The organism is Pseudonocardia sp. ICBG601 (assembly GCF_020496245.1).
In genome coordinates this window covers 121,060-136,112 of record NZ_JAHLJA010000036.1, presented here as the reverse complement: position 1 = coordinate 136,112, position 15,053 = coordinate 121,060, and the positions used below count along the sequence as shown (strand labels likewise).

The 15,053-nt window shown below is 66.3% G+C and carries 13 protein-coding genes; 11 read left to right on the top strand and 2 right to left on the bottom strand.

Annotation, left to right across the window (positions count from 1 at the left end):
• Positions 1–1,265 precede the first annotated feature (1,265 nt).
• The 6 genes from KPL57_RS14170 to KPL57_RS14145 all read left to right on the top strand — a co-directional run bounded on the left by KPL57_RS14170 (position 1,266) and on the right by KPL57_RS14145 (position 7,343).
• On the top strand, positions 1,266–1,547 hold the full coding sequence (locus KPL57_RS14170; RefSeq protein ID WP_226351969.1) for a hypothetical protein: 282 nt from the start codon (positions 1,266–1,268) through the stop codon (positions 1,545–1,547).
• On the top strand, positions 1,544–2,827 hold the full coding sequence (locus KPL57_RS14165; RefSeq protein WP_226351968.1) for a hypothetical protein: 1,284 nt from the start codon (positions 1,544–1,546) through the stop codon (positions 2,825–2,827). The genes KPL57_RS14170 and KPL57_RS14165 overlap by 4 nt, the downstream gene beginning before the upstream one ends.
• Complete coding sequence (locus KPL57_RS14160; protein WP_226351967.1) at positions 2,824–5,172, top strand: cell division protein FtsK; 2,349 nt, start codon at positions 2,824–2,826, stop codon at positions 5,170–5,172. The genes KPL57_RS14165 and KPL57_RS14160 overlap by 4 nt, the downstream gene beginning before the upstream one ends.
• Before the next feature lie 328 nt (positions 5,173–5,500).
• Positions 5,501–5,770 (top strand): hypothetical protein, encoded by a 270-nt coding sequence (locus KPL57_RS14155; protein WP_226351966.1) that lies wholly within the window; start codon positions 5,501–5,503, stop codon positions 5,768–5,770.
• The gene (locus KPL57_RS14150) at positions 5,767–6,147 is read left to right on the top strand and encodes a hypothetical protein (protein WP_226351965.1); all 381 of its coding nucleotides are present in this window, start codon (positions 5,767–5,769) and stop codon (positions 6,145–6,147) included. Before KPL57_RS14155 ends, KPL57_RS14150 begins: the two co-directional genes overlap by 4 nt.
• Before the next feature lie 104 nt (positions 6,148–6,251).
• Positions 6,252–7,343 carry a DUF3631 domain-containing protein gene (locus KPL57_RS14145; RefSeq protein ID WP_226351964.1) on the top strand — a complete coding sequence of 364 codons (1,092 nt, stop codon included), beginning with the start codon at positions 6,252–6,254 and terminating at the stop codon, positions 7,341–7,343.
• A 485-nt stretch (positions 7,344–7,828) separates the two neighbouring features.
• On the opposite strand, the gene KPL57_RS14140 is transcribed toward KPL57_RS14145, so the two are convergent.
• Together KPL57_RS14140 and KPL57_RS14135 are read right to left on the bottom strand one after the other, a co-directional pair.
• The gene (locus KPL57_RS14140; RefSeq protein WP_374203712.1) at positions 7,829–8,638 is read right to left on the bottom strand and encodes a replication initiation protein; all 810 of its coding nucleotides are present in this window, start codon (positions 8,636–8,638) and stop codon (positions 7,829–7,831) included.
• A gap of 270 nt (positions 8,639–8,908) precedes the next feature.
• The gene (locus KPL57_RS14135; RefSeq protein WP_226350739.1) at positions 8,909–10,132 is read right to left on the bottom strand and encodes an ISAs1 family transposase; all 1,224 of its coding nucleotides are present in this window, start codon (positions 10,130–10,132) and stop codon (positions 8,909–8,911) included.
• 983 nt (positions 10,133–11,115) lie between these two features.
• On the opposite strand from KPL57_RS14135, the gene KPL57_RS14130 reads away from it, so the two are divergent.
• From KPL57_RS14130 to KPL57_RS14110, 5 genes are all read left to right on the top strand, one after another.
• Positions 11,116–11,781 carry a hypothetical protein gene (locus KPL57_RS14130; protein WP_226351962.1) on the top strand — a complete coding sequence of 222 codons (666 nt, stop codon included), beginning with the start codon at positions 11,116–11,118 and terminating at the stop codon, positions 11,779–11,781.
• On the top strand, positions 11,778–12,350 hold the full coding sequence (locus KPL57_RS72110; RefSeq protein WP_374203711.1) for an SdpA family antimicrobial peptide system protein: 573 nt from the start codon (positions 11,778–11,780) through the stop codon (positions 12,348–12,350). The genes KPL57_RS14130 and KPL57_RS72110 overlap by 4 nt, the downstream gene beginning before the upstream one ends.
• 68 nt (positions 12,351–12,418) lie before the next feature.
• Positions 12,419–13,285 (top strand): sporulation-delaying protein SdpB family protein, encoded by an 867-nt coding sequence (locus tag KPL57_RS14120; RefSeq protein WP_226351960.1) that lies wholly within the window; start codon positions 12,419–12,421, stop codon positions 13,283–13,285.
• 484 nt (positions 13,286–13,769) lie between these two features.
• On the top strand, positions 13,770–14,585 hold the full coding sequence (locus KPL57_RS14115) for a replication initiation protein (protein ID WP_226351959.1): 816 nt from the start codon (positions 13,770–13,772) through the stop codon (positions 14,583–14,585).
• Positions 14,573–14,890 (top strand): hypothetical protein, encoded by a 318-nt coding sequence (locus KPL57_RS14110; RefSeq protein ID WP_226351958.1) that lies wholly within the window; start codon positions 14,573–14,575, stop codon positions 14,888–14,890. The genes KPL57_RS14115 and KPL57_RS14110 overlap by 13 nt, the downstream gene beginning before the upstream one ends.
• The last annotated feature ends 163 nt before the right edge of the window (positions 14,891–15,053 follow it).

Below are 15,053 nucleotides of genomic sequence, written 5' to 3'. Positions count from 1 at the left end.
TCGGGCGCCAGCCCGACCCACCGGGACTCACTCCACCATCCACACAACCGCAGGTCACAACGATACCCAACCCGAGAACACCCCGAGGAAAGTCCAGAAAACAGCCCCGAAAACGATCTTGGGCTCTCTCGGGAGCAACAAAGCCCCTCTCGGGAACTAGTAGGCCCCTTCTCGGGCCGACATCCCCGAGGACACGCGACCCTCAGGGCAGCGCGGCAGACCCCGCATCCGCCGGATCACGCATCGGGCGGACACCATGCTCCCACGCAGACCCCAACACCGTGCAGGCAAATACTAAATCCATCCTGAGACACCCTCTAAAAGCGCAGAATCAACAGACCAAATACCGCACACACCACCACCCCGGACCTCACGTAAAAGGGCTGCATCCGTAACACTCACAACGGCAGCCATCCGGTACCCCAAGCGGCAGAAGAGGCGACGAGTAGGCGCTCGACAACACCTGCGAAACGCCACAACCTACAGCACCGGAAACGCAACCACGCACACCCGAAAATCGAGCGCTTCGGCGACCGAGCCCCCGCCCCCGACTCGTCACGCAGAGTTAGATTTCGGGGGATGTCCCGAAACGCCCCTCAATCCGCCTACATCCGCCTAACCCGCCTAGATCGAGACCGATCCGCAGGTCAGGACCCAAGTTGATCGTAGGCGGATTGAAGGGACTAGGCGGATCGATCCGCCTAGTCCATGACAACGAGACCGCTCCGCGGGCCACCAAGCAAGCTATTGACCAGCAGGAACGAGTATTCGACACCCCATCGCCATCGATGTCACGTTCCGTGATCGACGGTGGAGGTGTCGCCGAGAGGCGGAGAACGGGTCAGGGGCGAGTCTTGACAGGCCGCGCGGCACCGTGTCTAGCTAGAGAGGCAGTCCGGCGATCCCCGCCGGGTTGCGGTCACCGCCCAGGAGTCCAATCCGGGGCGGCGACCTAACCGAACAACCTGAGAGAACAGGTGATCGGCTGTGGGCCATGCTGCCCTTGGCGTCTTCACGTCTCCACCGGTGGGTGGAACTTTTCTTCCAGACTCCCCCGACAGTGACCCTGATCCCGGCGCTGACCAGGGATTCTCGTGGTGCCCGGACGGGTTGACCGAGCAGGTCATCGACCGCCTCTACAGCGACCTCCTCCACGACTCAGACGCCCCGACCGGGCCGTCTGACGGGGCGTCCGCAGGCCGTCTGCTGACGCTTCCGACCCGACGGCATGTGCTTGTTTCGGCTGGTCAGGGTGGTGAAGCGGCATGAACACGCACCTTCACCGCGCCGTCTCAGCGGTCCGGGACCGGACCGCTGAGATCGGTGTCGTCGCCGCCCTGGCGGGGGCGACACTGGGCCTGACCTGGTGGTTCGCCGCCCCGCTCGGCTTCGTGACCGGCTGGTGGGCTGCCGCTGAGCTGCGCCTCTGGCAGGTCCGCCGAGCCGTCCCGGCCTCGACTACCCGGGGCGAACTGCCCGCCGCAGACGCTGTCTCCGGTGCCGATGAGTCGCCCGCTGAGCGGGTTGAGGGGAGGACCGGGGCATGACCACGACCTCGTCTTCCCCGCACCACTCATGGGCCGCGAGCCGAGCCGCCGAGCGGCGAGAGGCCCGCGCCCTGGAGGCCCGCCTCGCTCAAGAGGCCGCCGATGCTGCCGCGCAGCGGCGGATCGCCGAGCAGAACGCCCGCCGCGACCGCGCCCGGGCCGACCGCGAGAGCGCTGAGCGACGCCGGACTGAGCGGCGACAGACTCGCGCAGCGGCCTGGGTCGCTGCCCGCGCCCGTGTGCTGACCTGGGCTTCTGCCCACGTGGTGGAGTTGCTGATCTACCCGATCGCGCTGCTCTCGTTCGCCCTGGCCGCACCCGCGATGGCCGCCTACGGACAAACCATCTACGGCCCGCTCGGCGTGCTCCTGGCCGGGATCACCGAACTCGGCATGTGGGCCTTCGCTATCGCCGTCGTCGCCTCCCGACACCGACACCCACACCGGCCGGTGGTCGGGTTGCAGGTCGGGGTGGTGCTGTTCTCCCTGGTCGCGGCCTCGATGAACCTCCTCCACGGCCTCGACCAAGGCTGGACCGCCGGGATTGTCATGGCGATCGTGTCGATCGCCGGGGTCGCCGCGCACCAGCTCACCTTGGCCGGGGCGCCGCGTTCCCGGGCTGAGCGCCGGTCGGTGCGGCTGGCAGCGCTGGTGGAGACGAAGACCAGCCGCGCCCGGCGGCTCGCCGTCCGCGACGCGGCAGCAGTCATCGACACCGAAGGCACTGCGTGCCTGGTCTACCGGCCCGGGACCTACCAGGTCCGCCGCCGGGCGCTCGCCGCGACGACCGGCCCGGACCACCCCGCAGCACCGGTCGCACCGGTCGCCATCGGCCGCGCCGATGACTGGGACTGGGCACTGGCCGCCCTCGTCGAAGGCGCGGGCTGTGTCGGCTCCCGCCTCACCGACGACCTCGACTACGAGGACGACCCGGACCTCGACTGCCTCGACTCCGACCTCGACTCCCACCTCGACGATGATCATGGGGGCGGCCTCGCCGTCCTCGACCGCACACCAGAAGAGTCGGATCAGGAGTCGAGGGCTGACCTGCGACAGTCGACCCACCCAAGATCATCGTCGAGGGGCGGAGTCGACCCCGACCATGATCTTGAAACCGGGTCGACTCCCCGCAGCCTGGATGATCTTCGCGACCAGCTCCGGGCCGCGGTCGACGAGGGCCGGGTCGACCCCGGCTCGGCCGAATCCATCCGCCGGACGCTGCGCTGCTCCGCCGCCCGCGCCCGCCAACTCCGCGACGAGACCGCCGGAGGCACGCGATGAACAACGACGACCACAACCGCCACGACGGCCAGGAGAAGGGGGCTGGCGGCGCCAGCCCCGAACACCACGACAAGGAGAACAGGCTGGCGCCGGTCATCACCCTGCACCACCACACCGACAACCACGAACACGACACCGACACCGGCTCCGAAGCCCCGGTGGTGGTCGAGGGCGAGATCGTCGACCACACCTGCGGCCCGCAGACAGACAGCGCCTCGACACCGGGAACCGACGTGGTGGTGTCGCGGCGGGACCTCTACCGCTCCGACCTACACACCGCAGGCCGGAGCGCCCTCGCCGCCGCCACCCACCCCGTCACCGTCACCACAACGAAAGCCCTGGTCAGGAACACGTGGTTCGTGTTCTCCGGCGCCGGAGTCCTCATCCAACGCTGGCGCGACACCCACGGCACCTCCCGGTATGAGCGGCAGATGCGCGCCGCCGAAATCGCCGGCGACCAGGACCGGCTCCTGGAATGGGAGGCCCGCGACACCGCCGAAAAGCAGCGGCGCCATGGCCGGGTGATGGACTGGATCAACGCACCGCTGTCCTGGCTACGCGCCGCCGGAGTCAGCGCCCTGATCGCCCTCGGCATGCTGGTCGGCCTCGGTGTCGTCCTCGCCATCGCCTCTCGGGATGTTTCCCTGGTCATCGCCCCCATCAGCACGGTGATCGACGCGATCGCGTGGGTCGTCACCTTCGTGACCGTCTACGCGTCTGTCCTCGCCACAGTGGCGCTGAGCGGGGCCGTGGTCGGGCTGTGGGCACTCGGCCGCGCCCGCACCACCCCACCCACCTGGACCGCACCACCCACCGACGACGAGGACGGCAGCGGGCGGGGTGTGATCGTCGACGAAAGCGCCGTGGTCAACGCCCTGCGCAACCTCGGCCTGAGCGCACTGAACAGCAAGTTCAAGCAGGGCTGGGCACCCCGCTGGAACCTCCCACCGGTCCATGACGGGAAGGGCTGGCACTGCCAATTCCTGCTACCCGAGGGCGTCACCGTCGAGATGCTCAACAAGCGCAAAGACGTCCTGGCCCACAACCTCCTGAGGTTGCCGGTGGAGGTGTGGCCCACCGAAGCCCGCGACCACCCCGGCATGCTGGACCTGTGGGTCGCCGACCAAGGCTCACTCACCAAACCGGTCGCGCCCTGGCCGCTACTCACCGAGGGGACCACCGACTACTTCACCGGTGTCCCCGTCGGCGTCACCCCCCGCGCTGACCTGGTCAACGGCCGACTGTTCGGCACGAACTGGGGCATCGCCGGAATGATGGGCTCCGGCAAATCCACCCTGATCATCGACGTCCTCGCCGGGGCCATCCTCGACCCGCTGGTCGAGATCGACATCTACTGCATGGCCCACAACGCCGACTACGACCCCTTCACCCCGGTCGCGCGGACCTTGTTCGTCTCCGACGACCCCGACGAGGTGCCGACGGTCCTCGACGGGCTCAAGCAGCTGATGTCGGAGCTGTCGGAACGAGGACGGAAACTGTCCGCAGCGGGCGAACCGAAGCTGACCCGGGCACTCGCCGCCGCCGACCCGTCCATGCGGCCCCGCGTCGTGGTCATCGACGAGTGCCAGGAACTGTTCGTCTCCGACGTCGGCGCCGAAGCCGCCGAGCTGGTCGCCAAGATCGTCGCGAAAGCCCGCAAGTACGGGGTGACGTTCCTGTTCGCGACACCAGTCCCCTCGAAAGAGTCCCTACCTAGAGCGGTGGCGAAGGTCCTGTCCAACCGGGCGTGCTTCGCCATCGGCGACCACCACGGCAACGACGCCATCCTCGGCACCGGCAAACACACCGCAGGCATCACCGCCACCACCCTGCAACCCATGAGCATCGCCCCCGACGGCACCGTCGACCTCGGAGACCTCGGCACCGCCATGACATCGGGCTTCACCAGCCGGGACGGGCTGATGCGCTGCTTCTACATCCAACGCGGCGACGGCGTCGACGAGCTGACACCGATCGTCGAGCGGGCGGTGAAGCTGCGGGAAGAGGCCGGGCTCGCCACCGGAGCGGCCACCACCCCGGCGCCAGCCCCGCGCCGGGACCTTCTGGAAGACCTGCTCCACGTCCTCACCGAGGCGGGCGCGAAGCGGATGCGCACCCAGGAAGCACTCGCCCTGCTCGCCGAACTCGACCGCGCCCACTACGGGACCTGGACCTTCGAACGCCTCGCCGACGCACTCCCCGACGGGGCCAAGCCCTACAAGACCGGCGGCACCAAACAAGTCTCCACCGACCGCATCGCAGAAGCCCTCACCGACCGCAACACACCCACCGATTCCGTCACCGACAGTGACGAATCAGGCGAGTGGCCCGACGACCTGAGCTGAGGGACCCCCTCAGGGACCCGGGAGGGACCCAGGGAGTTCTCCCTCCCGGGTCCCCGAAGGGTCCCTCCCCAACCTGACCTGCACTGACAGTCACCCAGGGACCCCAGGGACCCACCCCCTCCAGCACCTCTGAAACCCGCCCACACGCAGGGAAGAAGACATCTCGGTGCCTCCCTCCCTCCCTTTTCGCATGCCGAAAACAGGAGACCTAATGAACACTCACAGTCACTGTCCTGAAACGCCGGAAACACCTGACCTGCCGGACTCTCGGGCCCTGCCGGTCCCGGTCCCGCGTCTGTCCGATCCGGATCGGGCCGAGGCCCTGGACGTGATCAGCTTCGTCGACCCAGCCGTCCTCGCGGCCGTCCTCGGACGAGCCCAGCCGACCGCACCGCTACTAGTCGCCGCCCGGATCGGGGTCGAGGTCGCCGACCTGCGCCACGCCCACTGGACCGCCCTTCGCGACGCCAGCAAGCAGGTCTCGGTCACCTACACCGCTGCCGGACTCGCCCGACAGCCATCCCTCGCGGAGTTGATGCGCCGCCGGTATCCGCCCCACGGCGACCCCACCCGATGGGCACGCGGGGACGCGGCATGACCACCACCGCAGCCCCACAGCTGGTCGTGGGCAAGTCGACCCGGACCGCAGCCCGCCCGGGCGGGCGAGGACCGGAAGCGACGCGGCAGCACCTTCCCGCCGCGCACCGACGGTCCCGGCTGGCTGCCCAGGCCGCTGACGGCCGGGAACTCGCCGTGCTGGTCGACGGGCCGTGGCGCGGGCGCTGGTACTGGGCCGACGACCTGGCAGCCATGCAGGACGCGTCCCGCCGCTACCCGGACAGCCACCCAGCGGCCGAACTGCGCACCTACCGGCCGAGCGGCGGGTTCGTGTCGCACCCGCACGAGCCCGAGGTGACCGGACGGCTCTGGCGACACCACCCGACCACCGCAACCACCTTCAGGAGGAGCGCATGAACGCCCACGATGACCAGGTTCCCGCAGGTCAGGCCGAAGGTTCCGAATCCGGCACCTTCACCCCGCCACCGACCGGCAACATCGTTCCCGGCACCGACGGGGCGGTGATCCTCGACGACCTCGAAACCGCGCTGCGCCGCTACGTCGCGCTGCCCTCCGACGCCGCCGTCGTCGGTGTCGTGCTCTGGATCGCCGCCACCCACGCTCAACCTGCCTGGGCGCACGCGCCGCGGCTGGTCGTGCGCGCGCCGGAGAAGCGCTGCGGGAAATCCCGCCTCCTCGATGTCGTCGAAGGTGCGTGCCACGCCCCGTTCATCACCGTCAACGCCACACCGGCAGCGGTCTACCGGTCCATCACCGCTGATCCACCGACGATGCTCGTCGACGAGGCGGACACGATCTTCGGGCCCACAGCCACCGGACACGAAGACCTCCGCGGACTCCTCAACGCCGGACACCAACGGAACCGGCCCGCGAAGCGCTACGACCTCGCGAAGAACCGGGTCGAGTCGATCTCGACGTTCGCGATGGCGGCGCTGGCCGGGATCGGACGCATGCCCGACACCATCGAAGACCGCGCCGTGGTCGTCCAGATGCGCCGCAGAGCACCCGGAGAGACCGTCGCCCCCTACAGGCACCGACGCGACCGGCCACGCCTTCAGAAGCTCGCTGAGCGGCTGCACGGCTGGCTCCGCGACGACCTCACCGCACTCGAAGCCGCCGAACCCGTCATGCCCGTCGAGGACCGGGCCGCTGACACCTGGGAACCACTCATCGCCATCGCCGACCACGCAGGCGGGCACTGGCCCGACCGCGCACGCGGCGCCATCCTCGACCTCCAAGCCGAAGACACCGGGGACGATCGGTCCGAACGCATCCGGCTCCTCGCGGACTGCCACGCAGCGTTCGGGGACGAGCAGGCGCTGCCGACCATGCGGCTCCTCCAGCAGCTCCGCGCCGACCTCGAAGCCCCGTGGGCCGACTACGGACCACGCGGCGAAGGACTCACCGCGACGAGACTCGGACGACTGCTGGGCGAGTACGACATCCGGTCCGTGCAAGCCCGGTTCCCTGGGCTCGGGCAGGTCAAGGTCTTCCGCCGCGAGTCATTCGCTGACGCTTGGCGGCGCTACACACCCGACCTGGTTACTGACGGTGAGGATGATCGCCAGGTGGTCGTCGAGTCGATATCGTAGCTGGTCAGGCCGCATGCGGGGCGACCTTCGGTCTGCCTGAGCGGGTAGTTCAGGGTGGGGGTGGTGAGGGTTAACCCTCACCACCCCTCCAACCCTCACCACTCGAAAATGCGATCTGACCTAGGCAAACGTTCGGGGTGGTGAGGGTGGTGAGGGGTGGTGAGGGTTGGGGGTCGTTTCGGGACATCCCCCGAAATCTCACTCTGTGTGACTGCCGGTGCGGCGTTCTGCCGCGGCGGGCCATTCGCCGTGGCGGCGGGCTTGAGCGAGGAGGCAGCCGACGCTGTCGCCGGTGCGGTCGGCGATTTCGCGGTAGGTCAGCCCTTGGAGGCGGAGGCTCACGGCCATGGCGCGGCGCTGGCGGGCCCGGCGCTCGTATTCGTGTCGAGGTTCGGCGATTATCCGGACAACAGTAGAACGAGAGACGCCGAACTCTGCGGCGAGTTCTCGTCCTGTCTTGGTGCGGCGTTCCGGGACCCGGGCGGTCATGAGCGAGCCGCTCGGATCAGGGCTTCCCGAAACGGCTGGGCCAGTTCAGCCTGAGCTGCACCGCGGGCGAGTCCTCCGTTGCGTCCGGAGCCTTTGCGTCCGCGTGCGGCTTGGATGGCGGAGAATGCTGCGTCGTAGGCGGCGGTGCCGTCGTTCCACATGCGGGAGTAGTTGATGGTCCAGTCGGAGATGGACTGGGAGATGTGGCCGAGTTCGTTCCCTCCGAGGGGGATCGGGAAATCGGCGTTGAGGATCGCGACGTGTTTGGCGACAGCGGCGCGGTAGCCCTCGGTGTCGCCCCAGTGGTGGCGCATTTCCCGGTAGGCGAAGCGGCGGACCATGTGGAACAGGGTTTCGTTGCGGGAGTAGCCGACGGGTGCGCGGCGGCGTTGGTTGTGCCAGCCGCGTCCGGGCATGTGCCCGGCGGCAGTCAGGATCGCCCCGAACTGGGTGAGGGTGGAGGTTTTGTCGTGGAGGATGTGGGTGATCCAGCGGGAGTGGAACGGGTTTTTGATCAGCCGCCCGGGATAGGACGGGTCCCCACCCACCGCACGCCGCAGCGCCTCTTCGATCGAGAGGGCGTAGCGGACCGCGCGGCGTGATCCGTAGTTGGTGACGTTGATCGGTGTCGTGATGCCGAACCCGGCGTGGGCGTGGCCGTTGACGGGGTTCTCGATGATCACGTTCGGCATCGGGTGGCTGTCGACGGTGGAGACCATCCGCAGGACCGCGTCCGCGCTGTCGCCGTCGATGCCGATCAACCCCCACACCTGCTTGGGGTGCAGCTCGACGTGCATCCGGGTCATCGCCGCCGCCCGGGTCTGCCGCCACACGCCGTCGTCGAACTTGTCCGCGGCGAGTGGGTACCGCGACGTCCACAAACGCCCCCAGATCGCCGTAGCCGCCTCAAACGGCAGCCCAGGTGGTGGTTTCGTTGGAGGAGGTCGTGTCGGAGTTCGCGGACCGGTCCTCGGCCCGCCGCGCGCGGTCGGGTGCGGCGGTTCCGGGTCTGCGGTGGGCGGTGAAGAGCCTGGCCGAGGTGCCGTGCTGGCGCCCCCAGGGCCCCGGCAAAGTCGCTAGATGATCTTGTAGGTGGTCAGTGGTCGATGGGGGTCGCGGGCGTGGTGGCGGAGTGCTGCGGCGATGTTGCTGACGCCGTGCAGGCGTAGCGCGGTGATCGCGAGGTTCCGCAACGCCGACATGACCTGCGGGGCGTGACCGGTGTGGGCGGTGGCGCGGTCTTCGTCGAAGCAGACATCACGGACCCAGTGCAGGCGATTCTCGATCGACCAGTGCCCACGGATCCAGCGGGCGAGCAGTCCTGGATCGGCGTCGGTGCTGGTCAGGCTGGTGATCGCGTAGGCGGTCTCGGTTCTCCACTTCCCGCCAGGCCGCAGTGGGCGACGCCGGCGCACCAGCTTGATCGCCTGGGATGCGTGGGGGAAGAACTCTGCGCCCAGGTCGGGACAGGGGTGCAGGCTGACCACGCTGATCGTGCGGGTCTCGACGCGGCCGTGCCCACGCCCGCGTTGACGATCAGCGACGCCGATCTGGGTCCAGGGCAGCGCCCGTACCCGCGCGAGCAGCGTGGGCTGGTTCGCTTTGATCGTCATCAGGTAGTGCCCGCCGCGGCGGTGTAGGTAGTCGGCGTGGGCTCGCTGGGTGTGCAGAGCGTCCGCGGTGACCAGTACATCGTCGAGGTCGAGGGGGTCGAGCAGCGCGGTGAACGCGGTGATCTCGCTGCCCTTCTCTGCGACCTGAACCTGGCCGAGCACGCCACCGCTGGTCTGGTCGAGCACCGACACCAGATGCGGGAGCCAGACCCTGCCGTCGGCGGCACGGACGCGGGCGCCGCGCAGGGTCTTGCCGTCCAAGGCCAGCACGCGACGCTGTTCTCGCCGGGGTGTGCCCTCCGGGGCCGGCTGGGCGCTGAGCTGGGGCAACACCCAGGACTGCAACGCCGCCTCCAGCGCCGAGGCGTCGACCCGTTGCAGGACCCGGCGGATGGTCGACTCGTGCGGAGCGACCGCGCCCACCCCGAGCACGTCCAGCACGGCGCGGCCGACGTCATGGGCGTACTCGGCGATCGCGGTGAACGACCGGGCCCCCGCCAACACCGCGCACGCCCCCAGTAGCAACACCGCGAGGACACCGTGGCGGACACCGCGTGGTTTCCGCGGGTCCGGCACTCGCGACAGGGCCTCCACCAGCGACAACCCCGCCGCCTCACCGACCGGCGCGGCTCTCCCCGCGTCAGGACCGACCTCCAGGCCTTCCAGAGCAGCAACGATCGGAGACACTGACACTGCGGACACAGGCTTCCTGACGTGAGCAAGGATTCGACACCCTCATGATCACGCCAAGCCTGTGTCCGCACCCACCCCCACCCCCCACATCACCGCAGCTCAGGACCCACCCATCACGACTTTGCCGGGGCCCTGCTGGCGCCCCGGGGCGGCGTGAGCGGCCGGCCTACGCCACGAGGTTGCCGAATGAGGTGTTGGGCTCCTTCTGCATCAGTAGATGCGGGGCGTAGATGCACCGTCGATCTAGCCGCATTGTCCGATTAGGTCGATTTACATGCCGTCCTGGCAGCGTTGACTTCATGCGGACGCTACTGCAGGTTTCTGAATTACTCCGTATTGTAACGATAATGGCGAGGCGGGCTGCCCCTGGAGGCCCACCTGTCCGGGGGGGGGGGGTAACGGGGCAGGTATGGTCACACTGGCCAAATTGAGGCCAATAGTCCCTACGCGGCTATTGACGAATACGAGGGCGGGGCGTATGCCTGCGGTGGTAATCCTTGCGCTAGGGATCTGCATGGTTTCTGGAGTGGCTCACTATATAGCGGTCGCCGTCAAAAAAGGAGAGCTCGATCGAAATGCGGCTTTAGGGATTCGCACGCGTGCCACGATGGCGTCAGATAGCGCGTGGCGAACAGGCCATATCGCAGCTGTCCCTTGGATGATGAGCACCGCGGCAACAGGGTATTTCGGCGCTGCGATAACAGCTGTAGTTGCGTGGATGGCAGCAGCAGGAGCTATCCAAGATTTCGCTGCATTCGTGGTAGGGCTCGTATCTTTGCTAGCAGCGACTTCCATCCTAGCGGCGGGTGCCGTTATCGCACATAACGCCGCATCTCACATCTCCCCAACGGACAGCGATTCTACTCCAGATTCGTGAGCGCTCTGCACTGAGCGCGAGGGCAGGGTTTGGTACTCCTCATCGCTGACCCATACATCTCAGGAAAAGTAAGCAAGTAAACAGAAGAGGTGAGTCCGAAATGAAGATTCGGAGCACGATCGCCGTAGTTATTGTGGCCGGAGTGATGGCTGCCATTTCAGCAGGACCAGCTTGGGCGTCCGCGATGCCTGCACCTAATTCCGCAACAGTAGTCGAACGGGAAGACCATGGCGACTTGGCGAGATTAACGGGATATTCTGATGTGGATATTCTAAAACTGCTTCTGGCAGGCCAGGGGGACGCTGCTGATCAGCATCCGCAATTACGCACGATTCTCGGGTTCGCCCCTGACAAGCCGAATACTCTAGATGAACCACTGATGGGAGTCATTAGAGACTATCTGCGCACGTCCCCGAGCTTCCATTCGAGTGTTTCAGAGCCTCTGCAGTCGGGAGATCCGGAGCGAGTTGATGAAGCGCTGAGGTCGTTCACGAAGAGCTTCATTGAATTTGCGCACAGCAATCAGAAAATTCAGCAGGGTGCGCCTAGCGACTATGCACGCGGTTGGACTTACATGGGAGCTTATGTGGCGATTTACGTCAACGCTCTCGGTGTTGCGAATGCTGTCGCGTATGCGAACGTTGGAGTGGCAACATTCGCTCTTGCAACCCTAGGCGTAGTGACATTCTATCTTGATGGAGACAATCCAGCGAACCAGTTTGAGCGCGAGCAGGTAGTTGCTGAAGTCGCTGCTGCGTTTAGATGAGACGGATCGAGGTGCCTGCTAGACACAGGGTGGCACTAGCGGCTGTCCTGTGCCTAGGAGTCCTCCTGAGCACATTGAGTATGGCGGTGTTCTTCGCGCTGCCGAGCAATGTTGTCTCCTGGAGAGACGGCGGAGCTGTCCGCAAAATTGTTGCTAGTGCCCTTCCTGAAGGCTGGGCTTTTTTTACGAAACCTCCTAACGATCCAGAGTATGTACCGATCTATTCTGCAGACGGGGGAAGGACGTTCGAAGGGGGTTCGTCGCTACCTAACAGTCGCTTCGAGAACTGGTATGGGCTTCTGCGAAGTCAACGAGCACAGGGACCAGAGATCGCGAATTTGAGCAACGAACCCCTTAAGTGGCAGATGTGCGAGAATAAACATGGGTCGGCCTGCTATAAGCAAGTCTGGGCGGGCAGTCCAACATTTGTAAGGAACTCCAGCCCGGTTCCCACGGTCTGCGGGCGGGCAATAGTAATGGAAACTCGACCGGTCCCCTGGGCCTTCCGTGACTTCTATAAAGAAGTCAGAGAGAATGAACGCGGAGCGCTCGTGGAGGTAACTTGCTGAGATTGCCACGCAGCATAAGAGATTCCCTTTATCGGGCACTTGACGCCCACTGTAGCGAATCCCAGTTCATGGGGGTCGCTCGATCTGCTTTAGCCGTGGGACAGATAAGCGTTCTCGCGCTCACGCCAGCGACTCATCTATTTGTTCCGGTGGGCGACTCTGGAACAATTCTACCTTGTCAGGATTTCCTGCAGACTCTGTCCGCTTTCTGCATGTTCCCTAATGTGGGCAAGCAAACAGTGGCCTGGTGGCTCGTGGCTCTCTTGGCGGTAGTTGCCTCTGGTCTGTATCCAAGATTCACAGCATTGCTCCATGTGTGGGTCTCACTGTCGGTTCATACGTCAGTATCTCTCCCGGATGGCGGCGAGACAGTTCTGCAAGTTTGTACGCTGCTGATCGCTCTTGCCGTCGCAAACGATCGTCGTCGCTGGCATTGGTCCAAGAAAAGTTGCCATGCTGACAATGCTAAAATATCCGCACTCCATGGTATTTCTTGGGCCGGACAGGTGGCCTTGACGCTCCAGGTGGCGTACGTCTATCTCAATAGCGCAGTTTCGAAGCTAAAAGTATCGCAGTGGCAGGATGGCACGGCGATCTACTACGTGACACGTATGGAGTCCTTCGGGGTGTCCGGGCCAACAGGAGAAATTTTTCTATGGCTGACCAAGCAGCCTACTGTGAGCTTGGCGCTGACATGGGGAGTGATAATTGGAGAAACGGCTATAGCAATCTTACTTGTTCGCCGCGGGAATCAGCCTATGGCGGCGTTCTTCTTGTCTTGCGCACTGCACATAGGGATAATTTTCCTACTCGGCTTGGTTAGCTTCGGAATAATTATGATGGGCGTGGTTGGCTGTGCGTCAGCTCCTGCGATCGAGCGCCTTCTGCGCAGATCACACCAGACAGTCCCGACTGGCAACTGCGCTGGCGATTGAGAGAACTCGGTGCCCTGAAACGCCGTTCGTAGCGCGCAGTGACAGCCGCCTCGATGCAGCGCCGCCATGTCGCTCGTCGGCCGATGCTGGGGCGCGTACAGGCGGCAACTCGCCCCGCGAGCGCTCGTTGAGCAGCTGGTTCGTGGATGGAACCAGTCCGGCGTGTCGCTGTCGTTGAACTAGCTGACTAGGCAGTAGTGTTCTGGGACGGCAAAACCCCAAGTCAGATGTTCCGCGCACGCGCAGAAGGAGAGCGCGTAGCTCCGCGCCCTGAAGCCGCTCCCTGCCCCGTCCGGAGGCCCCCGTGCCCCAGCTGCCCCCGACCCCCGCTGCGGGGGTCCCCCCGCCTGGTCCGGTTCCGGTGTCGGCGGCGGTGGAGGAAGTTCTGGCGGCGGCGGATCTGGATGCGTGGGAGGCGTGGGACGGGTTGTGGCTTCCGCGTCGGCCGCTGGCGGCGGATGATCCATCTCGTGGGGTGTACCGGATGTCGCGGCGGCGGGCGCTCGCTCGTGAGCTGCTGGAGGCCAACTGCGCGGGGATGGTGAACCTGGTGGTGATCGACTGCGACGAGCCCGACGCCGAGCTGCGGGGCCTGTCGGCGCGCGACAGCCACGCGTTGCCGAACTTGATCATCAGCAATCCGGTCAACGGGCACGCCCACCTGGGGTGGGTGCTGGCCGAGCCGGTGACCACGACCGACTACGCCCGGCTCAAGCCGTTGAGCTACCTGACCTCGGTCCTGGAAGGGCTCCGCCGGGCCACGGGTGGAGACCGGGACTACGGCGGGCTGCTGACGAAGAACCCGTTCCACCCGCGCTGGAACGCCCATCACGTGCACTACCACCGCTACAGCCTCGACGAGCTCCACGCCCCTCTGGCGGCGTCGGGGTCGATGCCTGAGCCGGGCTGGATGCGCCGCAAGGCCCATCTGCTCGACCCGTCCGGGCCGGGTCGGAACTGCGCGTTGTTCACCACCGCGCGGCGGTGGGCCTACCGGGAGGTCCGCCACCACTTCGGCGACCCCGACGGGCTGGAAGCCGCGATCCGGGCCGGGGCGGCTGAGCGCAACCAGGCCTTCAGCGACCCGCTCCCGGCGGCGGAGGTGCGGGCGATCGCGGACTCGATCAGCCGCTGGATCCTGACCCGCTCCCGGCTCTGGCGGAACGGCCCCAAGGCCTACGAGGAGACCTTCCACGCCATCCAAACCGCACGCGGCCACAAAAGGGGCGAGCTGAAGGCGGCACAGACGGGCCAGATTCGTGGCCGTGTGGAGCGGGAGGCGTTCGGATGGGAGCGCTGAACCCCCGCCGCCGCAAACGCACCGCTCGCGAAGTCGCCGAACGCGCCGGCGTCTCCGAACGCACCGTCCGCGCCATCGCCGCCGAACCCCGCGCGGAGTACCTCGCCCGCGCCAAAGCCCGCCGCGCCCGCGTCACCGCCCTGCGCGACCAAGGACTCACCTACAAGCAGATCGCCGAAGCCACCGGCGAAACCTGCGAAACGATCAGGCGCCTGATCTACGAAGCACGCCAGCACGGCGAATGGGACAAGCCGCAACGAACGCCCGCACCTGCCACCGCTCGCGTGCTCAGGGAAGCCTTCTGAGCTCTCAGATCGCCGGAGAGCGTTCGGGGGTCCCCCCGCTACCGGGAGGCGCCATCTGGGCCTCAGCGTGGACGTGAGGGGCTGCTATGGCGCTGTTCCTCAAGTGTCCACGGCTCGATCCTCGACTGGCATCGCCGGATCGGCCTGGTCAAGCTGCATGACA